This window comes from Tranquillimonas rosea (genome assembly GCF_900111315.1).
Taxonomy (GTDB): Bacteria; Pseudomonadota; Alphaproteobacteria; order Rhodobacterales; family Rhodobacteraceae; genus Tranquillimonas; species Tranquillimonas rosea.
The window spans coordinates 117,228-141,747 of record NZ_FOGU01000005.1; the positions used below are offsets into that span (position 1 = coordinate 117,228).

A 24,520-nucleotide genomic window follows, 5' to 3' on the forward strand; every position below is an offset into this window, starting at 1 on the left:
AACGAAATGATGCAAAGCGGCACCAGTCTCTCCACAAAACCGCCGCAGAATTTCGTCAGGGTAAACAGGGCGTTGAGGGATAGTAGGGAAGTGGGCCAGAGTTGGGCATCAATAAGGCAGGCCGCGGCGTGTTTCGCCAAGCGGTCGGCATAAGGCCACGGCACCGAATCGTGGCCGACCGGTACGAGGGCTCGGGGCAGTGATCTCAAGGCTGGCAGGTGCGCTTGCGCGCGGGTTTCTGGTGATGCTGATGATCGCCACGCCGTCGCTTCTGACACCCTGGATGGGCGAGGATTCGGCGCAGGTCGTGGCGCTCGTCGGTATCGCGGCGGCGATCCTCACCGTGTCCGAGTACGCGTCCAGCTATCCCTGTCTTTACGAATTCCGCGACGCGCCGCCGTTCAACCGGATCCGGTTCACCTCCCTGTTCGTCACGGTGTTCCTGATCTCGGTCATGTGCCGCGGCATGGTCTCGCCAAGCTCGCTGACACAATTCGTGCAGGCCATCGGCGGCCTCGTCGGCGCGGGGATCGACTTCCCCTATTCCCCCGTACGGCTCGTGATCCTGATGCTCCCGCCCGATGCCGACGTCTCGTACCTGCTGCTGGTCCGCGCATCCGCGGGAATCGCCTACCTCATCTCGCTGATCTCGATGATCGTCTTCTTCATCGCGATCCGTGTCGGCGCATGGCCCCTGCGCGGTGGCAGCTTTAACGTTTGGGTTAACCTGCCCACCTTCGACCCCACCGCCGGCGGCGACATCGTCGACCGCCTCCACCGCGACGGCCGCATTAACATCGCCTTAGGGTTCCTGTTGCCATTCTTGATGCCGGCGGCGATCCGCGGCGCATCGGCCATGTTCGGCGAGATGTCGTTCGAGACGCCGCAAACGATGGTCTGGACGGTCGCGGCATGGGCGTTTCTTCCTACTTCCCTCTTCATGCGTGGCATCGCCATGACCCGCATCGCGCGAATGATCGCTACCCTGCGCAAGCGCTCGGAAACCGAAAGCGCGGGACTCGTCACCGCCTGATCCTGTTCCTGCTCGGCGTTCTCCTTCCGGCCGCCGCGCACGCCGGACAGGCCCGCATCGCCTATTTCGACACCGAACTGTCGCGCGACGGCCCCGGCCTGCTGCTGCGCGACATCCGGGCGGGTGACGATCCGCAGGTGACCGCCGTGGCGGGCGTCATCGCCGCCGCCGAGCCCGACATTCTCGTCCTGTCGGGGATCGATCATGACGCCGACCTTTGCACCCTGTCCGCGCTCGCCGATGCGGTGGCCGAGGCCGGGCACGAGATGCCGCACCACTTCGCCCTCGCATCGAATGCGGGCCTTACCACCGGGCTCGATCTCGACGGTGACAACCGCCTCGGCACGCCGAGGGACGCCCAGGGATACGGGCGCTTCGCGGGGGCCGGCGGTCTGGCGGTACTGTCGCGCTGGCCGGCCGACCGGACCGGCGTGGTGGATTTCAGCACCCTGCTCTGGTCCGACCTTCCGGGCGCGGACCCACCGCCCTGGCCCGATCCGGCGGTTGAACGGGTACAGCGCCTGTCGAGCACCGCGCACTGGGTCGTGCCAGTCGCGCTGCCCGCTGGGCCGCGCCTGCACTTGCTGACCTTCCGCGCGACACCGCCCGTGTTCGACGGCCCCGAAGACAGGAACGGCCGCCGCAACCACGACGAGATCGCGCTGTGGCTGCGGTACTTGGACGGCGCGCTGGAGGCTCCGCCGCCCGACAGCCCGTTCGTCATCCTGGGCGGCGCGAATCTCGACCCGCGCGATGGCGAGGGGCGGCGCGGCGCCTTGGCCGCCCTGCTTGCCGATCCGCGTGTGCAGGACACCGAACCCGCGTCGCAGGGCGGTGCGGTCGCCGCCCTGCGGGACGGCGGCGTCAATTCCGGACACCGCTCGCCACCGCGCCTCGACACGGTCGACTGGAGCGACGAGGGCGGCCCCGGCAACCTGCGGGTCGACTACGTTCTGCCCTCGGTGGACCTCGCCGTGGCCGACTCGGGCGTGCTGTGGCCAAAGAGTGGAGGGCTCGCGCGCCTCAGCGCCCGCGCCTCCCGCCACCGGCTCGTCTGGGTCGACGTCGGATACTGATGTCAGGCGGCGTCCTGATCCAGCGGCCCGTCATACTGCCCGCGCGCCGGATATCCCTTCTCGAGATGGAAGGCGATCGCACCCGCCACGTCTTCGAGTTGCGGCCGCGCGAAGGGCGAGGTCTGGACCCAGCCGAAGACCAGCGTGCGATCCGGAGAGACGAAGAACATCCCGGGCTCGGAAAACACCTCGGGCTCGTCGCTGTCCGGACGGGCCGACGACATCCACAGCCCCCAGTCGAACCGTGCGGCGGACTGGCTGAGCGAGTGAAGGAACGTCACCTTCTCGGCCTCGGCCTTTTCACGGGTCTGGGCCGCGCGGTCCTCGGGATCGGTACTGACCGCGGCGGTGGCGATGCCGAGGTCGTCGAAGCGCGACTGCATCCTCGACAGCTCCGAGAGCTGGCCGATGCAGATCGGGCAATGCAGGCCGCGATAGAACACCAGGAGTGTGCCGTTCTTGCCGTGGTGATTGTCCAGATCGAACGTGCCGCCGCCGATGGTCGGCAGCGAAAGGGCCGGTGTCTTCTGCGCGGGAGTGAGCATCCTGTCTTCCTTTCGTCAAAAGGCGTTCGACCTGAAACCACGCGGCCGCCCGGCCTGTTCCCCGCCGCTTGACCACGTCCGGTCCGCGGGCTACCCCGCCTCGACCGTTTCACAAGGAGCCAAGCGATGAGCACCCCTTCCCTTCTGATCCTACCCGGCGACGGAATCGGCCCCGAGGTCATGGCAGAGGTGCGCAAGGTCATCGACTGGTTCGGCACGGCACGCGGCATGCAGTTCGACGTCTCCGAGGGTCTTGTCGGCGGCGCCGCCTACGACGCCCACGGGGCGCCGCTCTCGGACGAGACGATGGAGCGTGCCCAGCAGGCGGACGCCGTTCTGCTCGGCGCCGTCGGCGGCCCGAAATACGACCAGCTCGACTTCAGCGTGAAGCCCGAGCGCGGGCTGCTACGCCTTCGCAAGGAGATGGACCTGTTCGCCAACCTGCGTCCCGCGCAGTGCTTCGACGCGCTCGCCGACTTCTCGTCGCTTAAACGTGACGTGGTCTCGGGCCTCGACATCATGATCGTGCGCGAGCTGACCAGCGGCGTCTATTTCGGCGAGCCGCGCGGCATTCACACCGAGGGCAACGAGCGCGTCGGCATCAACACCCAGCGCTACACCGAGGGCGAGATCGCCCGCGTCGCACGCTCGGCCTTCGAGCTGGCCCGCAAGCGCGGCAACAAGGTCTGCTCGATGGAGAAGGCCAACGTGATGGAATCGGGCATCCTGTGGCGCGACGTCGTGACCGAGGTGCACGCCGCCGAGTATCCCGATGTCGAGCTGAGCCACATGTACGCCGACGCGGGCGCGATGCAGCTCTGCCGCTGGCCCAAGCAGTTCGACGTGATCGTGACCGACAACCTGTTCGGCGACCTGCTGTCGGACGCTGCCGCGATGCTGACCGGCTCGCTCGGGATGCTGCCCTCGGCCTCGCTCGGGGCGCCGATGGCGAACGGCCGGCCCAAGGCACTGTACGAGCCCGTCCACGGCTCGGCCCCCGACATCGCCGACCAGGGCAAGGCGAACCCGATCGCCTGCATCCTCAGCTTCGCGATGGCCATGCGCTATTCGTTCGATGCCGGCGACGAGGCGACCCGCCTGGAAAAGGCGGTCGAGACGGTCCTGGCCGACGGCCTGCGCACCGCCGATCTTCTGGGCGAGGAAGGACGCACGCCGGTCAGCACCTCTCAGATGGGCGACGCGATCGTCGCCGCGCTAGACGCCAGTGCCTGACGCCGGCCACATATCGGCACCGCGCGGGGGACCGCTGCGGTGACCGACCCGGCGCGCCCCGGCCCGCGCGGCGCGCTTCTGGCGCTTTGCGCCTTCGCCCTGTTCGCCAGCCACGACGCGGTGATCAAGGCCCTCGGCGGCTACTATGCGCCGTTTCAGATCATGTTCTTCAGCGTGCTGTTCAGCTTTCCGCTGGCCACACTTCTGCTGATGCGCGACCCCACGCCGGGCCATCTGCGCCCGGTCCATCCATGGTGGACCGCCCTGCGGACGCTGGCGGCAGTGGTGACCGGTATCTCGGCCTTCACCGCCTTCTCTCTGCTGCCGCTGGCGCAGGTCTATGCCTTCCTCTTCGCCACGCCGCTGCTGATCACGCTGCTGTCGATCCCCCTTCTAGGGGAGCGGGTGGGCCTGCACCGGGGCGGCGCCGTTCTGGCGGGGCTCGTCGGCGTCCTCGTCGTGCTCCGTCCCGGCAGCGAGGCCCTGAGCCTTGGTCATATCGCGGCGATGACTTCGGCGGTCGGGTCCGCCACCGCCTCGACCATCGTGCGCAAGATCGGCCGGGACGAGCGGCCGCTCGTGCTGATGCTCTATCCGATGGTCACCAACGTCGTGGTGATGGGCGCCCTGCTGCCGTTCGTCTACCGCCCGATGCCGATCGAGCATATCGGCCTGCTCGGCCTCGTCTCCGTGTTCGGCTTCTGTGCGGGCCTTCTGGTGATCGCCGCCTACCGGGCCGCGCCGGCGGCGCTCGTCGCGCCCATGCAGTACTCGCAGATCCTCTGGGCCGCGCTCTTCGGCGCGCTGTTCTTCGGCGAACGGCCGGACTGGCCCACCTGGATCGGGGTAACGATCATCGTCGCCAGCGGGCTCTATATCCTTCTACGGGAAAGCGGCGCGGGACGGTCCCTGCACCGGCCCGTCCTGGGCACCCGCACCCGGTTCGAACTGGGCCTGATGCCCCGGATCGGCGTTCTTGTAGATCGCCGCAGAAGATCACGCGATTGACCCTTGTCAAAGCCCGCGCCACGCGATAATCGGCGCGGCACGGTCGGAGTGTAGCTCAGCCTGGTAGAGCACTGTCTTCGGGAGGCAGGGGTCGTAGGTTCGAATCCTGCCACTCCGACCAGATTTCAACGGAATGGCAAACCCGTTCAAGGCGCCGGTTTTCCCTGTGAGCGGCGTGCAGACTCGCGTCGTTGCGTGAGACTCCGCCTGCGCGTATCTGGCCCATTGCCGTTTGCGCAGCTTGCGGATAGCGAGCATGTCATGCGCCCGCACCGCTCGCTTCTTCCGTTCGCTCTCTGGGTGGCCCTGTCCGGCGCCGCCATCGCGCATCCGCATGTCTTCATCGACACCGATTTCGATCTTGTCATCGAGGATGGGCGGCTGACCGCGGTCCGCATCGACTGGTCCTACGATGAATTCTACTCGATGCTGATGATCGAGGAGAGCGGGCTCGACGCGGACGGGGACGGCGTGCCCGAACAGGCGCGGCTCGATGCCTTCGCGGGGCAGGACGTGGATTGGGCGGCGGGCTTTCCCGGCGATTTCAGCGTCACGCGGGACGGCGCCGAGGTCGCGCTGGCGCGCCCCGTGGATCATCGCGCCCGGTTCGAGGCGGACCGGATCATCACCTCCCATGTCCGGCCGCTCGAGACACCCGTCTCGATCACTGACGCGACCATCGTGGCCCGGTCCTACGATCCCACCTATTTCGTTGCCTACGACGTGCCGGGGACGCCAGGTGTGATCGGGCGCGACGCGTGCCGTCTCGTGCGGGACAAGGCCGATACCGAGGCCGCGCAAGAGGAATACGGCGATGCGCTCGCCGCCGTCGACATGGGCGGCGATCCCTTCGAGGAGGTCGATCTGCCAGATATCGGCATCCTCTTCGCGGACAGTTTCACCCTGCGATGCGACGCCTCTTCCTGATCGTGCCCGCCCTGCTGGTCGGGGCGCTGGCCTGGGCGCTCGTGACCGGCGCGGAGATGCGCGTGGCCGCCTGGGCCGCCGGCTGGCAGCGCGAGTTCCAGACCGGCCTGGCCGGCAGTCTCCGCGCCCTGCGGGCCGGAGAGCCCGGCGCCGTCACGGTCTTTCTCGGGGTCTGCTTCGCCTATGGATTCTTCCACGCGGTCGGGCCGGGGCATGGCAAGATCCTCATCGGTGGCTACGGGATAGCGCGGCGGGTGACGCTGCTGCGGCTCGCGGCGATCGCGCTGCTGTCGTCGCTCGGGCAGGCGGTGACGGCGATCGTTCTGGTGCTGGGCGGGCTCCTCGTGGCGGGGTGGACCCGGCAGCAGCTGACCGCGACCGCCGAGACGCTGATGCTTCCGGCCAGCACGGTGGCGATCGGCCTGGTGGGGCTCTGGCTGGCCCTGCGCGGGGCGCGGACGCTCTGGCGGCTCTCGGAACGGCGGGCAGGCGCGGGGCACGACCATGGCCACGATCATGACCACGCGGGCTGCGGTCATCGACATGCGCCAGGCCTGGACGAGGTCGAGCGGGCCGGCGGGACGCGCGACACGCTGATGCTGATGGCGGGCGTGGCGATCCGGCCCTGTTCCGGGGCGATCCTTCTGCTCGTCCTCACCGCCTACATGGACATGCTGCCGACCGGCATCGCCGGAACGGTCGCCATGGCCGTGGGCACGGGGGCACTGACGGTCGCGGTCGCCGTGGCGAGCGTGTTCACCCGCGAGAGCACGCTTCTGTCCCTCGGACAGGACGGCGTCGCGATGCGACTCCTGCCCGTGATCGAGGTGCTGGCGGGGATCGCGATCTGCCTGATCTCGACCGAGATGCTCGCCCGAGTCATCTGACCGCTCGGAGGATGCGGTTCAGTCCGCCCCGGCGAAGGTCAGGTGCACCTTGACCGAGCGGCGCCGGTCGGTGGCCGCCTCGAAGGCCGCGGCGGCCTCTTCGACGGGCCAGGCGCCGGTGATGGCGGGGCGCACGTCGATGTCGCGCCTGCCGATGGCCGCGACGGCCTCGGCGAACTCGCGGTCGAAGCGGAAGGTGCCGCGCAGCACGATCTCCTTGCCGACGAGGACGTTCAGCGGCACCTCGGTCGGGCCGGCGGACCCGACCTGCACCAGCGTGCCACACGGGCGGAGACACTGGGCGGCCTGGGAAATTGCCGGCGCCGCGGCCGAGCACTCGAAGGCGACGTCGAAACGCCCCCGGTCCGCGCGCCATGGGTCCAGCGCGTCAGGGGTCGTCGCCACGTTGACCATGTGATGCGCCCCAAGCCTGCGCGCCACGTCGAGCGGCGCATCGTGCAGATCCGTTGTCACGATCTCGGCCGCGCCCTGCGCCGCGGCGACGGCGGTACAGAGCGCCCCGATCGGCCCGGCCCCGGTCACGAGGACGCGCTTGCCGGCCAGGTCTCCGGCGACCCGCGCGGCGTGCAGGCAGACCGCCAGGGGCTCGGCGCAGGCCGCCTCGGCGACCGAAACGTCGCCCGGCACCTTGTGGCACTGCGCCGCGCCCACGGTCACGCGGTCGCGGAACAGGCCCTGCGCATGGGGCAGGTACATCGCCGAGCCGAGGAAGCGCATGTTGGCGCACTGGTTCGGCAGCCCCTCGCGGCAGAAGAGGCAGTCACCGCAGGGATGGCTGGGATTCACCGCCACGAGGTCCCCGACGGCAAGTCCTTCGACCCCTTCACCCACAGCTATGACATGGCCGGCGGCCTCGTGCCCCAGGATGATGGGTTCCCGCACGCGGATCGTGCCGATTCCGCCGTCGTGCCAATAGTGCAGGTCCGACCCGCAGATGCCCCCCGCCCCGATGGCGACGGCGACCTCGTGCCGGGCCGGGGGCACCGGGGCCTCTGTCTCGATGCGCAGGTCGCCCTTGGCATGTAGGCGGCAGATGCGGATGGGGTCGGTCATGGCGTCTCCGGTCGGATCAGTTGGCCACCAGGCGCGGCAGCCAGGTCGACAGCGCGGGGATGTAGCTGACGGCGAGCAGCACGAGGATGTTGGTGGCGAGGAACGGCAGCACCGCGCGGACCACCGGCGCCAGCGGCAACCGGGCGATGCCGGCACAGACGAAGAGGCAGACACCCACCGGCGGCGTCGTCAGGCCGATCATCAGGTTCAGCACCGCGAAGGTCGCGAAGTGGATCGGGTCGATTCCGACGGAAAAGGCCAGCTGCTGCAGCGGCACGAACAGGATGATCAGCGCGGCGATCGTCTCCATGAACATGCCGACGAACAGCAGCAGCAGATTGATGATCAGGATGACGAAAATCGGGTTCTCCGAGATCGAGAGCACGCCGTCTGCGATCATCTGCGGAATCCGCTCGGACACGAGGATCCAGCCGAACACGTTGGCGAACCCCACCAGCGCGAGGATCCCCGCCGAGGCGACGGCGCTGTCGATGACGATCTTCGGCACCTGGCGCCAGGGCAGCTCGCGGTAGATCAGGCCGCCGACGAGCAGGGCATAGACGCTGGCGATGATCGCCGTCTCGGTCGGCGTGGCCAGACCCGAGAGCAGGCCGTAGATGATGAGGCCGGTCATCGCCAGCGCCCACGACGCCGAGCCGAACGCGCGGACCACCTCGCCCCAGCCCTGCCATTCCTGCCGGGGGAAGTTGCGGCGCTTGGAGATCACATAGGCGGTCACCATCATGGCGAGGCCCATCAGCACGCCGGGGATCGCGCCGGCAACGAACATCTGCCCCACCGAGATCCCGGCGAGCGAGCCGACGATGATCATCGGCACCGAGGGCGGAATGATCGGCCCCACGGTCGACGAGGCGGCGGTCACCGCGGCCGCGAAGTCGGCCGGATAGCCGGCCTTCTTCATGCCGGGGATCATCACGCCCCCGATCGAGGCGGCATCGGCCACCGCCGTCCCCGTGACGCCGCCGAACAGCATCGAGGCCGCGATGTTGGTCAGGCCCAGGCCGCCGCGCACCCAGCCCACGATGGCGGACGCGAACCGGATGATCCGCGTGGTGATGCCCCCGCGGTTCATCAGGTTGCCCGCCAGGATGAAGCCGGGGATCGACAGCAGGACGAACACGTCCATGCCGGCGTACATCTTCTGCGGAATGGCCACCGGGTTGAGCCCGGCGAACAGGATGTAGGCCAGCGACGAGAGGCCCAGTGTCACGGCGACGGGCACACCGATGATGAGTCCGGCGATGAAGACGCCGAATAGGATGGTCACGTCCATGCGGTCACTCTTCCGGATCGATGTTCAGGTGGGCGGGCCGGCCGTTGTCGGTCCCGGTGAGCATGCCGACGACGCGCAGGATGGCGAAGAACGCGAGAAGCGCGAGCATCAGGAACACGGTGAAGTGCACGTAGCTCATCTTCAGCCCCAGCGCCGGCGAGGTCTGGAAATTTCCGATCGTGGTAAAGCGCCACGCCATCGGCAGCAGGTAGAGTCCAAGCCCCGCGACCAGCAGCGCCGAGACGAGGCGGAGCGTCCAGGCGATCCTCTCGGGGAAGGCCTCGCAGACGACGTCGACGTTCACGAGCTCGCCGGACTTAAGCGAGAGCCCCGCGCCGACCGCAGCGAGATAGAGCAGCGCGAAGCGCGTCAGCTCTTCGGTCCAGACCGGAGAGGCGCCGCTCAGGCGGCCCACCACCTGCACAAGGACCGCCGCGATCAGGACGAGAAAGGCGATCCCCACCACAGCGCGGAACAGCAGTGTCACGGCCGTCTCTAGCATCCGAAGCGTCTTCATGGGGCGGACCTTTTCGTGCCTGGTGAAACTGAAGACCGCCGGCCCTGACGGGCCGACGGTCCTCACGGTATCAGCCGATCACTCGGCCTGGCTTGCGAACAGCTGCTCGACCGTCGGGCGGATCTCGTCGGAGACGTTCGACAGGACCGCATCCCGCGCCTTTTCGGCGAAGGCCGCGTTGTCGACGTCGACGAAGGTCATGCCCTGCTCTTCGAGATAGGCACGGTCGTTTTCGAGGCTCTCGAGGAACAGCTCGCGCTCGTGCTCCTGGGCGATCTGCGCCGCTTCCTCGATCGCCGCGCGATCCTCTTCCGACAGATCGTTCCAGGTCTGCTCGGCGATGGTGAGGTAGATCCACGAGCGGACGTGATCGGTCATGTTCACGTGGCTCTGCACCTCGTCGAAGCTGGCCGAGCGGATCAGGGCGAGCGGGTTCTCCTGCGCGCCGATCGTGCCATTCTGCAGCGAGGTGAACACCTCGGAGAACGCCATCGGCGTCGGCTGGGCGCCAAGCGACGACCACACGTCCACGAAGAGCGGCACGTTCGGCACGCGCATCTTCAGGCCGTCCAGGTCTTCGGGCGTCTCGATCGCGCGGTTCGCCGTCAGCTCACGCGGGCCGCGGGCAAAGTAGGCGATGGGCCGGATCTGCGCCTGCTCGATGATCTGCTGCTCGATCTCGTCACCGATCTCGCCCGAGGCGACCTCGTCCATCTGCTCGAGCGAGTCGTAGGCATAGGGCACGGCCAGCAGCGCCGCCTTGGGCGCCCAGTTCTGCAGGCTCTCGCCCGTGATCGTCATGTCCACGGTGCCAAGCTGCATGCCGTTGATCAGGTCGATCTCCTTGCCGAGCGACTCGTTTGGGAACACCTCGACGGCGATGCGGCCGTCGGTCAGGCGCTCGACCTCTTCGGCGAACTTGACCGACGCCTGGTGCCACGAGTTCTCCTCGTTGGCGAGGTGACCGAGCTGCAGCGTACGCTCCTGCGCGGCGAGCGGCCCCGATACGGCGGCCAGCGCCGCGGCGGTCACGATGGTCTTGAAGAACGTCATACGGTTTCTCCTCCCTTGAGTTTGACAATCTGGTCCTCGGCGCCGTCTGTCGCGGCGTCGAAGAAGTCCGGGTTGGTGCGGACGATGTGCGGCAGGTCGCTCAGGACCTCCCGCAGGTGATGGCGCAGCGCCACCTCGGCGCCGTCGGCATCGCCCGCGGCGATGCCGTCCACGATGGCGGCATGCTGATCGATGAGCTTGCGCACCGGGAACTGACCCAGCGCGAGGAAGCGCACGCGATCCATCTGCGACTTGAGGCTCTGGACCTTGCGCCAGAGACCGCCCTTGCCGACGGCGTCCGCCATGGCACGGTGAAAGGCTTCGTCGGCGCGGATGAATTCGACCGGATCGGTGTCCGCGGCGCGGCGCTGCGCGTCGATCAGACCGCGGAACTCGTCCACGTGATCGGCCCCCTGCCCGTCCGCAAGCAGCCGCGTGATGTCGGCCTCGATCGACTCGCGGATGAACCGGGCGTCGCGCACGGCGGCCAGCCCGATGCGGCAGACCCGCGTGCCCCGCTGGGGCAGGATCGTCACGAGCCCCTCGTCGGAGAGGCGGATGAACGCCTCGCGCACCGGCTGACGGCTGACGCCGTATTGCGCGGCGATCTCGGATTCGGAGATTTTCTGATCGGGTTTCAGGTCGTTGCGGATGATGCGCTCACGCAGCGCCCGACGGACCTGTGGCCCGATGGGTGCGGTCTGGTCGACCTCGTGAATCGCAGTGTCCCGCTTTACGAGCATGATTCGATCCTCCTCCTGCAGGGTTGCTACCATACTGCCATACAAGTAGACAAGGTGGTGCATCCGACCAGATCGAGTCGGACCGGCGAAAGCGAAGGGAGGACCGGAATGCGCGAAACGTGGAGATGGTTTGGACCGAACGATCTCGTCGGGATCGACGACGTCTGCGAGGCGGGCGCAAAGGGCATCGTGACCGCCCTTCACCACGTGCCCACCGGCACCGTCTGGAGCCGTGACGAGATCGCCCGGCGCAAGGCCGAGATCGCGACGCGGCGGAACGGACGCCCCTCGGGCCTGGCATGGGACGTGGTCGAAAGCCTGCCCGTCTCCGAGGACATCAAGACCGGCGGCGCGAACTGGCGCAGCCATGTCGACTCCTATGTCGACAGCCTGCGCAACATAGCCGCCGAAGGGATTCGGGTCGTCTGCTACAACTTCATGCCGGTCCTCGACTGGACCCGCACCGACCTCGCCTACGAGGTCGCGACCGGCGCGACCTGCATGCGGTTCGACCTTGCCGATTTCGCCGCGTTCGACCTCTACATTCTGGAACGCGCGGGCGCGGCCGACGAGTTCGACGCCGCCCTCCAGGCCGAGGCCCGCCGCCGCTTCGACGCCATGTCCGCCGACGACCGCGCGGCGTTGGCCCGCAACGTCGTCTTCGGCCTGCCGGGCGCGGCCGAGTCCTTCTCTCTCGAGGACGTGCGCGCCTGCCTGCGGGACTATGCCCAAGTCGGCGAGGATACGCTGCGCGCCAACCTCGTGGCCTTCCTCAAAGAGGTCGCGCCGGTCGCCGAGGAGCTCGGCATCCGCCTCTGCTGCCACCCGGACGACCCGCCGTTCCCGCTGCTGGGCCTGCCGCGGATCATGTCGACGCAGAACGACTACGCCCGGATCATGGACGCTGTGCCCAGCAAGGCGTCGGGGATCACGCTCTGCACCGGCTCGCTCGGGGCGCGGGGGGACAACGACCTGCCGGGGATGATCGACGCGCTCGGCGACCGCATCCATTTCCTGCACCTGCGCAACGTCAAGCGCGAGGATGGCACCGTCCCCGGCTCGTTCCACGAGGCCGAGCACCTGGGCGGCGACACCGACATGGTCGCCGTGGTCGCCGCAATCCTGCGCGAAGAGGCCCGCCGCCGCGGCGCCGGCCGCGCGGACGCCTCGATCCCGTTCCGCCCCGATCACGGGCAGGACATCCTCGACGACAAGTCGCGCAAGGCCCAGCCGGGATACCCCGCGATCGGCCGCCTCAGGGGTCTGGCCGAACTGCGCGGCGTGATCGCGGCGCTGTCCCACCGGGAGGCCGCCGAATGACCCGACTGTCTCGTATCGACCACCTGCCCGGTGATGTCCGCGTCCCGGCCTACGATCCCGCCGCGCATGGCGAGGGGATCGTGCACCTGGGCCTCGGCGCGTTCCACAAGGCCCACCAGGCGGTCTATTCCGACGACGCCCTCGCCGCCTCGGGTGGCGACTGGCGGATCGTCGGGGTGAGCCTGCGGTCAAGCGGTGCGGTGGACGAGCTGACGCCGCAGAACGGGCTCTACACCGTGATCGCGGCCGGCGCCGACTCGCACGAGGTTCGGGTGATCGGCGCCCTGTCCCGCGCGCTGGCCCATGCCCACGGCGATGCCCCGGCCGTCAACGCGGCCCTCGCCGCGCCACAGACGCGGACCGTCACGGTCACCGTCACCGAAAAGGGCTATGGCCTGGACCGGGCCAGCGGCGGCGTCGACACCGCCCATCCCGCCATCGCGCACGACCTCGAACACCCGGATGCGCCGGTCGGGGTCGCCGGGCTGATCCTGCGCGGGCTGAAACAGCGGCACGCGGCCGGCATCGCGCCCTTCACCGTGCTCTGCTGCGACAACCTGCCCGGCAACGGCAAGCTGCTGCGCGGCCTGATCCTCGACCTCGCGGCCCGCACCGCGCCCGAGCTGCGCGACTGGATCGCCGCCGAGGTCGCCTTTCCCTCGTCGATGGTCGACCGCATCACCCCCGCGCCGGGCCCCGACGTCCGCGAGGCGGCAGAGCGGGCGCTGGGGGCCGAGGACCACGCCGCGGTGCAGACCGAGGCCTTCAGCCAGTGGGTGATCGAGGACCGCTTTACCGGCGGGCGTCCCGAATGGGAGGCCGGCGGCGCGCTGTTCGTCACCGACGTCGCCCCTTACGAACGCATGAAGCTGCGGATGCTGAACGGCACCCATTCCATGCTGGCCTATGCCGGCTTCCACTCGGGCAAGCGGTATGTCCGCGACGTGATGCGCGACGCGGACCTCGCCGCGCTGGTGCGGCGCCACCTCTCCGCCGCTGCTGCCACGCTCGACCCGCTGCCGGGGATCGACTTCGAGGCTTACGCCGCCGAGCTGGCCGCGCGGTTCGAGAACCCGAACCTTGCGCACCAGACCTACCAGATCGCCATGGACGGAACCGAGAAGGTGCCCCAGCGCCTCTTCGCCCCGGCGCTGGACGCGCTCGAGCGGGGCCAGCCGACGCGCCCCTTCGCCTTCGCCGTCGCGGCATGGCTTCGGCACTGCCTGGCCCGGAAGGATGACGGCGAGGTCTACGAGCTGCAGGATCCCCGCGCCGGCGAGATCGCCACGCGGCTCTCGGCGCAGGAGGACGCGCCCGCGATCGTCGCCGCCATGTTCGACCTGCCGGGCCTGGTACCCGACGTCCTGCGCCAATCGGACCGGTTCCGGGACGAGGTTACGACCGTTCTGGACGCGATGCTGCAAGGGTCGGTGGCCGGGGCCGTCGCCCGCGAGGCCGCACTCTGACCGCCCGGCCGCCTCGTGGGGCGGCGCCTTACAGCAGGTGGCCGAAGGCGGCGTAGTCGTCGGCGTAGAACGCGCGCGCACGCTCGATCTGACGCTCGTTGAGATCCGCGCGGCTCATCTTCGGGCCGCCGGATTGCCGGTGCTGCAGGCTCAGCGTCCGGCCCGTGCGCTCTTCGAGCAGCGCCACGAGCCCCTCCAGCTGGTCGATGCGGAAGATATGGTCGTAGAACGACGCGTCGTGGCCGAGGAAATGCACCATCGGCTCGGAATGATGGCGCACGCTGCCGCTGGCCTCGCGGTAAAGCGACAGGTGATTGACGAAATGCCCAAGCGTCGGCCGCTTCTGCGCGCCGCGCTTGATGAATTGCGGCCCGATCCGCTCGAGCTCGCCATGATACAGCACCCGGTTGGTATAGCACGAGATCAGCCGCTCCACCGGGTCGCGGATCACCGCCACGCAGAGGTTGTCGCGGGCATGCGCCGGCTTGAACGCCGAGGCCGGATAGACCTTGTGGATGTGCTGGCGCACGCCGCTGACGATGTGGCCGCGATAGGGTTCACCGTTCTCGATGTCGAAGAAGAGATGCTTGATCGACGTGCAGGCGCATTTCGGCACCGGGAAGTAGCTGACACCGATCTTGTCTACGATGATGGTCATGCGGGCCTCTGGCGTTGTGCCGCGGATGCGTCAGGGCGGGCGGCGGGACAGGCGTTGAGGGTCAGGGCAGCGGTTCGGTGCGGTGGACGCGCACCTTCAGCCCGCCATGCGCCACCGGGGGCCCCGGCGGCAGGAAGGGCAGGCCGGTGGCCTTGGCAAGGCCCGCCTCGCTGGTGACGAGGCCGACGCGCCAGCCGGAAAAACCCTGCGCCAGCACCTCTCCCAGCGCGGCATAGAGCGGATAGAGCGCCTTCTTGTCGCCGATGCGCCCGCCATAGGGCGGGTTCACCATGACCAGCCCGGCGGGCCCCTCGGGTCGCGTCAGCGCGCTGACCGGCTGGCAGGCAAAGCGGGTCGCGTCCGCCACGCCCGCGCGCTCGGCATTGGCCTGCGCAGACCGGATCGCACCGGCGTCGCGGTCGTAGCCATAAAGCGTCACGCCGTTATCCACGGCCGAACCGCGGTTCCGCATCGCCTGCCACGCACCGGCGTCGAAGGTCGCGAGATCCTCGAAGGCAAAGCGCCGCGACCGGCCCGGCGCCAGCCCCGCGGCATGCTCGGCCGCCTCGATCACGAAGGTGCCCGAGCCGCACATCGGGTCCAGCACCGGTTCGCGCCCGTCGAAACCGCAGTGCCGCAGGAACAGCGCGGCCATCGTCTCGCGCAGGGGGGCCTTTCCGACGGCCTCCTTGTGGCCGCGCCGGTGCAGCGACTCGCCCGAGGTGTCGAGGCTCACCGTCACCCGGTTGTCGTCGATCCGCACCTTCACGCAGACACGCGCTTCGGCGCTGATCGTCACGCCCGCCTCTTCCGCAATCGCCCGCTCGATCCGCTGGGTGGCCGCACCGGCGTGATAGACCTTGGATTTGCGGCTGGTGACCTCGACCCGCGCCGGCACGTCCGACCGCAGGACATCGGCCCAGGGGAACTTGCGCGCCCGCTTGTCCAGCTGCGCCAGGTGGAACGCCATGAACCCGCCGATCCGCGCCAGGACCCGCGTTGCGCCGCGCAGCTCGAGGTTCGCGCGCCACACGTCGGGCCAGCCGCCCTGCACCGTGACGCCGCCGGCGACGGGCTCAGGCGCGGCAAAGCCGAGCGCGCGCGCCTCGTCGGCAAGGACGGCCTCCATGCCGGGCGGCGCGACCAGGAAGATCTCGAAGCTCTCGGATGTCATGTCAGGTTCCTAGCGGCTCGGCGCGGACAGTTCGACGGCTTTCTTTCGTGTCCTGACGCAGCGTTGACGCTGGCCACGGGGCCGCGCAGGGCACTACGCTCGGCCCCGAGACATGCCAGCGGGAGGGGCAGACATGACCGGAATCGTGATCCTCAACGGTGCGCGCACCGCCATCGGCACCTTCGGCGGGGCGCTGGCCGGCACGCCGCCCATCGCGCTCGGCGCGGCGGCCTCGACCGCGGCGCTGGAGAGGTCCGGCGTCGAGGGCGGCCAGATCGGCCATGTCGCCTTCGGCCACGTCATCAACACCGAGCCGCGCGACATGTATCTCAGCCGCGTGGCCGCGATGGAGGCGGGCGTTCCGGAGACGACGCCTGCGATGAACGTGAACCGGCTCTGCGGCTCGGGCGCGCAGGCCGTCGTCTCGGTGGTGCAGGCACTGGCGCTGGGGGATGCCGAGTTCGGGCTCGCCGGCGGCGCCGAATGCATGAGTCGCTCGCCCTTCATCCTGCCCCAGGCCCGCTGGGGCGCCAAGATGGGCGACGCGCCCGCGAACGACATGATGCTGGGCGCGCTGAACTGCCCCTTCGGCACCGGCCACATGGGCGTCACGGCCGAGAACGTCTCGGAAGAGCACGCCATCGACCGCGCGGCGCAGGACGCCTTCGCCCTGCAAAGCCAGGAGCGCGCGATGGCCGCGATCGACGCCGGCCGCTTTGCCGACCAGATCACGCCGGTCGAGGTGCGCGTCAAGCGCGACACCGTCCGCTTCGAAACGGACGAGCACCCCAAGCCGACCACCGCCGAGGGACTGGCCGGGCTGAAACCGGTGTTCCGCAAGGACGGCACCGTCACCGCGGGCAATGCCAGCGGCATCAACGACGGCGCGGCGGCCCTGGTGCTGGCCCGCGCCGAGGCGGCCGAGCGGGCAGGTCTGAAAGCCGGGTTCGAGATCCTCGGCTATGCCCATGCCGGCGTGCGCCCCGAAGTCATGGGCATCGGCCCGGTCCCGGCGGTGCGGGCGCTGATGGCCAAGACCGGGCTCGGCGTCGAAGATTTCGACGTGATCGAGTCGAACGAGGCCTTCGCCGCCCAGGCCCTCGCCGTGAACAAGGAGCTGGGGCTCGACCCCGCGAAGGTGAATCCGAATGGCGGCGCCATCGCGCTTGGTCATCCGGTCGGCGCGACCGGGGCGATCCTGACGATCAAGGCGATGTACGAGCTGCGGCGGATCGGCGGCGGCACCGCCCTGGTCACCATGTGCATCGGCGGCGGCCAGGGCATTGCCCTGGCGATCCGCTCGGTCTGAGGCGCGTCAGGCGGCCCGCAGGAAGGCGGGCTTGCCCGGCTCGGACAGGTCGGGCGCGTGGCGATACCCCATGTAATCGAAGTCGGTCAGCGCCTCGGGGTCCGTCAGCCGGTTCTCGACGATGAACCGCGCCATCGCGCCGCGGGCGGTCTTGGCGTAGAAGCTGACGATCTTCGGGCCGTCCTCCTTGTCCTCGAGGAACACGGGCGTCACCACGTCCAGCCCCAGCGCGTCGGCATCAACCGCGCCGAAATACTCCTGGCTCGCGCAGTTCACCAGCGTCCCGGCGCCGATCTCGCGCGCCTGTTCGGTCAGCTCGCGCGCCAGCGTGTCGCCCCAGAAGTCATACAGGTTGCGTCCGCGCCGCGTCTTGAGCTTGCTGCCCATCTCCAACCGGTAGGGCTGGATGCCGTCGCGGGGCCGCAGCAGGCCGTAGAGACCCGACAGGATGCGCAGGTGATCCTGCGCCCAGGTCACGGCGTCGGTGTCGAGGCTCGCCGCGTCGAGGCCCTGGTAGGTGTCGCCGGCGAATGCCAGCGCGGCGGGGCGGGTGTCGCCCATCTCAGGCTCGGCCTCGAACGCGCGGAACCTATCGCGGTTCAGCTTGGCCAGGTCGTCCGAGAGCCCCATCAGCGACTTGAGGTCGGACAGCGACAGCTGCCGCATGTGACCCGCCAGGATATTGGCCTCTTTCAGGTGATCGGGTTTGCTCTGGGGGCTCGCGGGCACTTCCCAGTTCAGCCTCTTGGCGGGCGAGATCACCACCAGCATCCTGCGCTCCTTGTCCTGCGGCTATCGTCGGCTGGACTTAGCAGGTTGACGCGGTGCCTCAACCCTCGGCCAGCACCTCGAGAAAGGCCGACCCGAAGCGCTCGGCGCGCCGCTCTCCGACCAGCCGGGCAAGCGCGTCGGGATCGGCGGGCCGCGCCTCGGCCACGCGGGCGAGTTGCGCACTGGAACAGCTCAGCGGTTTCTCTGTGCCGTCGTCGCCGCGGGCGAGCCGGCTCTGCGCCTCCATCAGCCGGTCATAGAGCGCGCCGGACCCGCGCCCGGCCAGCTTGCGGCGTTTGGGATGCAGCTCTTCGGGGGCATCGCCGGTGATGACCGCCAGGAACTCGGCGCCGTAGCGTTCCAGCTTCTTGGCGCCGACACCGCCGATCCCCGCCATCTCGTCCAGGCTGGAGGGCCGCCGCTCGGCCATCTCGATCAGCGTGCGGTCGGGAAAGATGACATAGGCCGGCACGCGCTGCGCCTCGGCCAGCGCGCGCCGCTTGGCCTTCAGCGCGGACATCAGCGGCGCGTCCTCCTCGGCGACCATGGTCTTGACCACGGGCCGGTCGGGCGCCTTCAGCGCATCGCGGCGCAGGGTCAGCCCCTCTTCCCCGCGCAGGATCGGGCGGGCGGCCTCGGTCATCCGCAGCGCGCCGTGCCGCTCGGGGTCCGGCCGAACCAGGTCGCGGCCCATCATCTGCCGGAAGATCGCCTGCCACTGGCGCTTGTCGAAGTCGCGCCCCACGCCGAAGGTCGGCAGGCGGTCGTGGCCGCGGGCGCGGATGCGGTCGGTCTCGGTCCCCAGCAGGATGTCGATCAGGTGGCCGGTGCCGAACCTCTCCTCGGTGCGCAGGATCGCAGACAGCGCCTTGCGGACCGCCTCGGTCCCGTCGAATGTGTCGGGCGGCGCGTTGCAGAGGTCGCAGTTGCCGCAGGGCTCGGCCGTCTCGCCGAAATAGGCCAGCAGCCGCTGCCGCCGGCAGCCCAGGGCCTCGGCCAGCCCCAGAAGCGTGTTGAGCCTGCCGTGATCGGCCGCCTTCCGCTCGACCGGGGCGAGACCCTCGTCGATCTGCGCCCGGCGCAGGCGGATGTCGTCGGCGCCGTAGAGCGTCAGCGTCTCGGCGGGCGCCCCGTCGCGCCCCGCGCGGCCGATCTCCTGGTAATAGGCCTCGATCGACTTGGGCAGGTCGGCATGGGCGACCCAGCGGATGTCGGGCTTGTCCACGCCCATCCCGAAGGCCACCGTCGCGGCGACGATCAGCCCGTCCTCCTGCTGGAACCGCTCCTCGACCGAACGGCGGGACTCGGCCTCCATCCCGCCGTGATAGTGACAGGCCGCATGGCCGGCTTCGCGCAACGCGGCGGCGAGGCTTTCGGTCTTGGCGCGGGTGGCGCAGTAGACGATGCCCGACTGCCCCTTGCGCGCGGCGGCAAAGCCCAGGACCTGACGGCGCGGATTGTTCTTGGGCTGAAAGGCGAGGTGGATGTTCGGCCGGTCGAAGCCGCGCAGGAACACCCGCGGCGCCGCGTCGCCGAACAGACGGGTGACGATCTCGGCCCGCGTTTCCTCGTCGGCGGTGGCGGTGAAGGCGGCGAGCGGCACGTCCAGCGCCGCGCGCAGGGCGCCGATCCGCAGGTAGTCGGGGCGGAAATCGTGGCCCCACTGGCTGACGCAATGCGCCTCGTCCACGGCGATCAGGCGGACGTCGGCGCGGCGCAACAGCCGGTCCGTCCCGCCCGAGGCCAGCCGCTCCGGCGCCATGTAGAGAAGTTTCAGCCGCCCCTCGTCGATGGCGCTGAACACCGCGTCGGTCTCGGCCTCGGTGTTGCCCGAGGTCAGCGCCCCGGCTTCGACCCCGGCCTGCTTCAGCGCGCGCACCTGGTCCCGCATCAGCGCGATCAGCGGCGAGATCACGACCGTCACGCCATCGCGGCACAGCGCGGGAAGCTGGTAGCACAGCGACTTGCCCCCGCCAGTGGGCATGATGGCAAGCGTGTTCTCTCCCGCGACCACGGTCCGCACGATCTCTTCCTGACCGGGACGGAAGGCGTCGAATCCGAAGACGGACGACAGAAGGGCGTCGGCGGAGGGCATGGCCTGTAGGTTCTTGTTGTGCTGCTCTTGAGCCGAACAATCGCAGATGAAGATCCGGCAAACAAGTCCGCCGGCCCCGTCACGTGGCGGGCCGGCGCGACATCAGGCGCGGTGCCTCAGTAGAAGGCGGGGGCGTTGTTGATGATGATGATCCGGATCGCGTAGACGAGGATCAGTGCCACAAGCGGCGCCAGGTCCAGCCCGCCGGTATTCGGCAGCACCCGCCGGATCGGCTCGTACAGCGGTTCGAGCAGGCGGTTCAGCCCGTACCAGAGCTGCGCGACGAACTGCTGCCCCAGGTTCAGCACCTGGAAATTGATCAGCCAGCTCATCACGATATGCGCGATCATGATGAACCAGATGACGTCGAGGATCAGAAGCATGATTTGGATAAGGGACGTCATCGGCGGGCCTGATCCTCTGCAGGTTTCGGTCTGCCGACACCTAACCACACGGAACGGGAGAGACAAGCGCCCGACGCGGCGTCCGCTTTGACCCCGGCGGCGGGCTGCGCCATCTACCCAGCGTCAGCCCGAGGAGCCGCCATGTACCCCGTCGCCCGCCTCGCGAAAGAGGCCTTCGTCCACCGCAAGGCGCCCACTTTGGGGCTCTTCGAGACCCACGTGTCGCACCACCTCTGCTGGCCGCACGACATCGACGTCTGGATGGAGCTGAACAACGGCCGCACCCTGACGCTCTACGATCTCGGCCGGCTTGTGCTGTTTCGCCGCATCGGGCTGGTGGACCTGATGCGCCGGGAACGCTGGGCGGGGACCGTCGCGGGGGCGTCGGTGCGCTATCGCCGCCGGGTGCGGATGTTCGACCGGATCGAGATGCGCAGCCGGCTGATCGGCTGGGACGAGCGGTTCTTCTATCTTGAACAGGGGATGTGGGTGCGCGGTATCTGCACCAGCCACGTCCTGCTGCGCACCGCCGTCACCGACCGCACCGGCATGCTGCCCACCGCTCGCGTCGCCGAGGTGGCCGGGATGCCGCCCGACAGTCCGGCCCTGCCCGAATGGGTGCACGCTTGGGGCGCCGCCGACGCCACCCGTCCCTGGCCGCCCGAGATCGACTGACCGTCGCCGTTGCATCCGCCGTGCAATCCGGGTCTTGATACCGCAGGTCACGAGGGACGGTGGATGGCGGATGCGGCGCGCAAGCGGATCTGGGGGTGGATGGCCTTCGACTGGGCCTCGCAACCCTACAACACGCTGCTCCTGACCTTCATCTTCGCCCCCTACTTCGCCACCGTCGTGGGCGACGGGGCACAGGCGCAGGTGCTGTGGGGCACTGCGCTGACCGTCTCGGGACTGACCATCGCGGTGCTCGCCCCGATCCTCGGCGCGCTGGCCGATACCGCGGGGCGGCGGATGCCGTGGATCGTGCTGTTCTCGGCGCTCTACGTCGTCGGCGCGTCGGGGCTCTGGTGGGCGGTACCCGAGGCGCAGAACGTGACGCTCGTCCTCGCGGCCTTCGGCATCGGGCTGATCGGGATGGAGTTCGCCACGATCTTCACCAACGCGCTGCTGCCCACGCTCGGACCGCGCTCGGCGCTCGGCGGGATATCCGGCACCGGCTGGGCGGTCGGCTATTCGGGCGGCGTCGTGTCGCTGGTGATCATGCTGCTGTTCCTGGCCGAGAACTATGCCGGGCTCACCTTCCTAGGCCGCCCGCCGGCCTTCGGGCTGGACCCCGACGCCCGCGAGGGCACCCGCGCCGTCGGCCCGCTGGTTGCGCTGTGGTATCTCGTTTTCATGGTCCCGTTCTTCATCTGGGTGCGCGAGGACGCGACACGCGCCCTGCCCCGCGTGCCGGTGCGCCAGAGCCTGCGCGCCCTCGGCACGACGATCCGGCGCCTGCCCGAGGATCCCAGCCTCGCCGCCTATCTCGGCTCGTCGATGCTTTACCGCGACGCGCTGAACGGGATGTATACCTTCGGCGGCATCTACGCCTTCGGCGTGCTGGGCTGGTCGGTGGTGGACATCGGCGTGTTCGGCATCATTGCCGCCGTCAGCGGGGCGATCTTCGCCTGGCTCGGTGGCAAGGCCGACGACCGCTTCGGCCCGAAACCGGTGATCGCCGCCTCCATCTGGATGCTCACCGGTGTCGGCGTGGTCATCGTCACACTCAGCGAAACCGCGGTGCTGGGCATCCCCGTCGCGCCCGGTTCGCCGGTCCCCGACATCGCTTTCTACATCTGCGGCGGCGTGATCGGCGGCGCGGGCGGCGCGCTGCAATCGGCGAGCCGCACGATGATGGTCCGGCAGGCCAACCCCGCCCGCATGACCGAGGGGTTCGGGCTCTACGCGCTGGCGGGCAAGGCCACCTCGTTCCTCGCCCCGGCGCTGATCGCGCTGGCGACGGACCTGACCGGAAGCCAGCGCCTCGGCGTCAGCCCCCTGATTATCCTTTTCGCCGCGGGTCTGGTGCTGCTACGCTGGGTAAAACCCAACGGAGGCCGAGCAGCCCAATGGTCACACGCATCCTCGTCTGCCTGACCGCAGCCCTGGTCCTTGCATCCTGCGGTTCGCGCGACGTGCGTCAGGTCTACGCGACCGAACCGCTTCAGATGCCCGAGGTCACGCGCAGCGGCGTCGCAAAGAACTTCTTCGGCCAGGAGGCCTCCGCCTCACAGCAGAGCCCGGCCCCCTACGGCTTCTATTCCAAGGGCTGCCTCGCCGGCGGCGTCCAGCTGCCCGAGACCGGGCCGACCTGGCAGGCGATGCGCCTGTCGCGCAACCGCAACTGGGGCCACCCCGAAACGATCCGCTTCCTCCAGCGCCTGTCGCAAAAGGTCGCGGGGATGAACGGCACGCAGGGGCTCTATGTCGGCGACATCTCGCAGCCGCGCGGCGGGCCGATGACGTCGGGCCATTCCAGCCACCAGATCGGCCTCGACGCCGACATCTGGCTGCGCCCGGTGCCCCGGCTCGACCTCACACGGTCCGAGCGTGAGGGCTTTCCGCCGATCTCCATGCGCCGCGCCAAGGGCGCCTACACCAACAGCAACTGGTCGCCGCTCCAGCACGAGATGGTGAAGGCCGCCGCCCAGGATCCCGCGGTCGCGCGGATCTTCATCTTCCCGGGCGCCAAGGTTTCCATGTGCAACACCGAGACGGGCGACCGGTCGTGGCTGCGCAAGGTGCGGCCGTGGGGGGGGCACCATTATCACTTCCATGTCCGTCTGGCCTGCCCGCGGGGCGCCACCGACTGCACGCCGCAGGATCCGCCGCCGCCGGGCGACGGCTGCGCCGCCGCGCAGGAGTGGGTGAACAACATCATCGACCCGCCGCCGCCGGACCCGAACGCCCCTGCGCCCAAGCCGAAATCCGCGATCACGATGGCCGACCTGCCGCAGCAGTGTCAGGCCGTGCTCTCGCCGCTCTGAAGGCGCCGCTCCGCCTTCTCGCCCCGGCGCTGCTGCTTGCGGCAGCCGCCGGGTGCAACTCGGCCGATCGCGCACCGGCCGAACAGGTGGCCCGCGTCGTGTGGTCGGGCGCCGAGGCCGCTCATGGCGGCTTTTCCGGCATCGAGGTCGGCCCCGAGGGCCGCAGCTTTACCGCCATCTCAGACCGCGGGCGCATCGTGACCGGCACGCTCCTGCGGGACGCGGGCGGCACCCTCACCGGCGTCCGGTCCGGGCCGTTGCGCCCCCTGCGCGGCGCCCCCGACGCGACGCCCGACGCCGAGGGGCTGGCCATCGCGTCCGACGGCACGCTCTTTGTCTCGGCCGAGGGGCGGCACCGCATCCTGCACTACGACGGCGCCGGCGGCCCGGCCCGGCCCACGCGCCCCGCGCCCGCCTTCGCCGGGCTCGAGCGGAACCGCGGGTTCGAGGCGCTGGCCATCGACGCCGACGGCACGCTCTGGACCCTGCCCGAACATGGCGGCGACACGATCCCCCTCTACCGCCGCGACGCCGACGGCTGGCAACAGGTCGGCACCATCCCCTCCGCCAACGGCTTCGTCCCCGTGGGCGCCGATTTCGGGCCCGACGGCGCGCTCTACCTGCTGGAACGCAAGTTCTTCGGTCCCCTCGGGTTCGCCTCTCAGGTGCGCCGCGTCACCCTGGACGGCCCGCCCCGCGTCCGGACGCTGCTGACAACCGGCCCCGGCACCCACGACAACCTCGAAGGGCTGGCCGTCTGGCGCGATCCGTCGGGCGCGCTGCGGCTGACGATGGTGTCCGACGACAACTTCCTGTTCCTGCAGACCACCGAGATCGTCGAGTACCGCCTGCGCGACTGAGCTTGCATCGAAGCTCCAGCGGCGCTACAGGCCCCTGTCCCGCAGCACCGGGACCAAGTCTCCGACCACCTTGTGAAAACGGAAAA

At 69.4% G+C, this 24,520-nt stretch carries 24 protein-coding genes and 1 tRNA gene; 14 read left to right on the top strand and 11 right to left on the bottom strand.

Annotation, left to right across the window (positions count from 1 at the left end; translation table 11 throughout):
• The first annotated feature begins 244 nt into the window (after window positions 1–244).
• Entirely contained in the window at window positions 245–1,033 is a 789-nt protein-coding gene (locus BMZ25_RS21165; protein ID WP_235859836.1) for a hypothetical protein, read from the top strand.
• A gap of 8 nt (window positions 1,034–1,041) precedes the next feature.
• Entirely contained in the window at window positions 1,042–2,109 is a 1,068-nt protein-coding gene (locus BMZ25_RS09775) for an endonuclease/exonuclease/phosphatase family protein (protein ID WP_408033435.1), read from the top strand.
• A 2-nt stretch (window positions 2,110–2,111) separates the two neighbouring features.
• On the opposite strand, the gene BMZ25_RS09780 is transcribed toward BMZ25_RS09775, so the two are convergent.
• Window positions 2,112–2,654, bottom strand: coding sequence for a peroxiredoxin-like family protein (locus BMZ25_RS09780; RefSeq protein ID WP_092692897.1), 543 nt, complete (start codon window positions 2,652–2,654; stop codon window positions 2,112–2,114).
• A gap of 126 nt (window positions 2,655–2,780) precedes the next feature.
• Here BMZ25_RS09780 and leuB point away from each other — a divergent pair, with 126 nt between their 5' ends.
• The 5 genes from leuB (at window position 2,781) to BMZ25_RS09805 (ending at window position 6,709) form a co-directional block, all read left to right on the top strand.
• On the top strand, window positions 2,781–3,887 hold the full coding sequence (leuB, locus tag BMZ25_RS09785; protein ID WP_092692900.1) for a 3-isopropylmalate dehydrogenase: 1,107 nt from the start codon (window positions 2,781–2,783) through the stop codon (window positions 3,885–3,887).
• A 39-nt stretch (window positions 3,888–3,926) separates the two neighbouring features.
• Window positions 3,927–4,895, top strand: coding sequence for a DMT family transporter (locus tag BMZ25_RS09790; RefSeq protein ID WP_092692905.1), 969 nt, complete (start codon window positions 3,927–3,929; stop codon window positions 4,893–4,895).
• 44 nt (window positions 4,896–4,939) lie between these two features.
• A tRNA-Pro gene (locus BMZ25_RS09795) sits at window positions 4,940–5,016 on the top strand.
• A 140-nt stretch (window positions 5,017–5,156) separates the two neighbouring features.
• A complete protein-coding gene (locus tag BMZ25_RS09800) occupies window positions 5,157–5,822 on the top strand; it encodes a DUF1007 family protein (protein ID WP_092692910.1) in 666 nt (221 codons plus the stop codon).
• Complete coding sequence (locus BMZ25_RS09805; protein ID WP_092692913.1) at window positions 5,804–6,709, top strand: nickel/cobalt transporter; 906 nt, start codon at window positions 5,804–5,806, stop codon at window positions 6,707–6,709. Before BMZ25_RS09800 ends, BMZ25_RS09805 begins: the two co-directional genes overlap by 19 nt.
• Window positions 6,710–6,727: 18 nt before the next feature.
• On the opposite strand, the gene BMZ25_RS09810 is transcribed toward BMZ25_RS09805, so the two are convergent.
• From BMZ25_RS09810 to BMZ25_RS09830, 5 genes are all read right to left on the bottom strand, one after another.
• The gene (locus tag BMZ25_RS09810; RefSeq protein WP_092692915.1) at window positions 6,728–7,783 is read right to left on the bottom strand and encodes an L-idonate 5-dehydrogenase; all 1,056 of its coding nucleotides are present in this window, start codon (window positions 7,781–7,783) and stop codon (window positions 6,728–6,730) included.
• Between the two features lie 16 nt (window positions 7,784–7,799).
• A complete protein-coding gene (locus BMZ25_RS09815) occupies window positions 7,800–9,077 on the bottom strand; it encodes a TRAP transporter large permease (protein WP_092692918.1) in 1,278 nt (425 codons plus the stop codon).
• Between the two features lie 4 nt (window positions 9,078–9,081).
• On the bottom strand, window positions 9,082–9,594 hold the full coding sequence (locus tag BMZ25_RS09820; protein ID WP_092692923.1) for a TRAP transporter small permease: 513 nt from the start codon (window positions 9,592–9,594) through the stop codon (window positions 9,082–9,084).
• Between the two features lie 78 nt (window positions 9,595–9,672).
• Entirely contained in the window at window positions 9,673–10,647 is a 975-nt protein-coding gene (locus tag BMZ25_RS09825; RefSeq protein WP_092692928.1) for a TRAP transporter substrate-binding protein, read from the bottom strand.
• Window positions 10,644–11,390 carry a GntR family transcriptional regulator gene (locus tag BMZ25_RS09830; protein ID WP_092692933.1) on the bottom strand — a complete coding sequence of 249 codons (747 nt, stop codon included), beginning with the start codon at window positions 11,388–11,390 and terminating at the stop codon, window positions 10,644–10,646. The genes BMZ25_RS09825 and BMZ25_RS09830 overlap by 4 nt, the downstream gene beginning before the upstream one ends.
• Window positions 11,391–11,498: 108 nt before the next feature.
• On the opposite strand from BMZ25_RS09830, the gene uxuA reads away from it, so the two are divergent.
• Together uxuA and BMZ25_RS09840 are read left to right on the top strand one after the other, a co-directional pair.
• Entirely contained in the window at window positions 11,499–12,710 is a 1,212-nt protein-coding gene (gene uxuA, locus BMZ25_RS09835) for a mannonate dehydratase (RefSeq protein WP_092692939.1), read from the top strand.
• The gene (locus tag BMZ25_RS09840; protein WP_092692944.1) at window positions 12,707–14,176 is read left to right on the top strand and encodes a mannitol dehydrogenase family protein; all 1,470 of its coding nucleotides are present in this window, start codon (window positions 12,707–12,709) and stop codon (window positions 14,174–14,176) included. The genes uxuA and BMZ25_RS09840 overlap by 4 nt, the downstream gene beginning before the upstream one ends.
• Before the next feature lie 28 nt (window positions 14,177–14,204).
• On the opposite strand, the gene BMZ25_RS09845 is transcribed toward BMZ25_RS09840, so the two are convergent.
• Together BMZ25_RS09845 and BMZ25_RS09850 are read right to left on the bottom strand one after the other, a co-directional pair.
• Window positions 14,205–14,834, bottom strand: coding sequence for a sulfotransferase family 2 domain-containing protein (locus BMZ25_RS09845; RefSeq protein WP_092692946.1), 630 nt, complete (start codon window positions 14,832–14,834; stop codon window positions 14,205–14,207).
• 61 nt (window positions 14,835–14,895) lie between these two features.
• Window positions 14,896–16,008, bottom strand: a complete 1,113-nt coding sequence (locus tag BMZ25_RS09850; RefSeq protein WP_092692948.1) for a THUMP domain-containing class I SAM-dependent RNA methyltransferase — start codon at window positions 16,006–16,008, stop codon at window positions 14,896–14,898.
• A 133-nt stretch (window positions 16,009–16,141) separates the two neighbouring features.
• On the opposite strand from BMZ25_RS09850, the gene bktB reads away from it, so the two are divergent.
• Window positions 16,142–17,317: a beta-ketothiolase BktB gene (gene bktB, locus BMZ25_RS09855; protein ID WP_092692951.1), complete on the top strand. Its 1,176-nt coding sequence runs from the start codon at window positions 16,142–16,144 to the stop codon at window positions 17,315–17,317.
• 6 nt (window positions 17,318–17,323) lie between these two features.
• On the opposite strand, the gene yaaA is transcribed toward bktB, so the two are convergent.
• The 3 genes from yaaA to BMZ25_RS09870 all read right to left on the bottom strand — a co-directional run bounded on the left by yaaA (window position 17,324) and on the right by BMZ25_RS09870 (window position 20,587).
• The gene (gene yaaA, locus BMZ25_RS09860; RefSeq protein WP_092692954.1) at window positions 17,324–18,088 is read right to left on the bottom strand and encodes a peroxide stress protein YaaA; all 765 of its coding nucleotides are present in this window, start codon (window positions 18,086–18,088) and stop codon (window positions 17,324–17,326) included.
• Between the two features lie 58 nt (window positions 18,089–18,146).
• On the bottom strand, window positions 18,147–20,183 hold the full coding sequence (gene recQ / locus BMZ25_RS09865) for a DNA helicase RecQ (RefSeq protein WP_092692957.1): 2,037 nt from the start codon (window positions 20,181–20,183) through the stop codon (window positions 18,147–18,149).
• A 116-nt stretch (window positions 20,184–20,299) separates the two neighbouring features.
• Window positions 20,300–20,587 carry a YggT family protein gene (locus tag BMZ25_RS09870; RefSeq protein ID WP_092692963.1) on the bottom strand — a complete coding sequence of 96 codons (288 nt, stop codon included), beginning with the start codon at window positions 20,585–20,587 and terminating at the stop codon, window positions 20,300–20,302.
• 141 nt (window positions 20,588–20,728) lie between these two features.
• Between BMZ25_RS09870 and BMZ25_RS09875 the strand changes: the two genes are divergently transcribed.
• The 4 genes from BMZ25_RS09875 (at window position 20,729) to BMZ25_RS09890 (ending at window position 24,434) form a co-directional block, all read left to right on the top strand.
• Window positions 20,729–21,262, top strand: a complete 534-nt coding sequence (locus tag BMZ25_RS09875; RefSeq protein ID WP_092692965.1) for an acyl-CoA thioesterase — start codon at window positions 20,729–20,731, stop codon at window positions 21,260–21,262.
• 63 nt (window positions 21,263–21,325) lie between these two features.
• The gene (locus BMZ25_RS09880; protein WP_092692968.1) at window positions 21,326–22,684 is read left to right on the top strand and encodes an MFS transporter; all 1,359 of its coding nucleotides are present in this window, start codon (window positions 21,326–21,328) and stop codon (window positions 22,682–22,684) included.
• Window positions 22,657–23,574: a penicillin-insensitive murein endopeptidase gene (gene mepA / locus BMZ25_RS09885; protein WP_092692969.1), complete on the top strand. Its 918-nt coding sequence runs from the start codon at window positions 22,657–22,659 to the stop codon at window positions 23,572–23,574. The genes BMZ25_RS09880 and mepA overlap by 28 nt, the downstream gene beginning before the upstream one ends.
• Window positions 23,547–24,434: an esterase-like activity of phytase family protein gene (locus tag BMZ25_RS09890; protein ID WP_177190436.1), complete on the top strand. Its 888-nt coding sequence runs from the start codon at window positions 23,547–23,549 to the stop codon at window positions 24,432–24,434. Before mepA ends, BMZ25_RS09890 begins: the two co-directional genes overlap by 28 nt.
• Window positions 24,435–24,520: the final 86 nt, after the last annotated feature.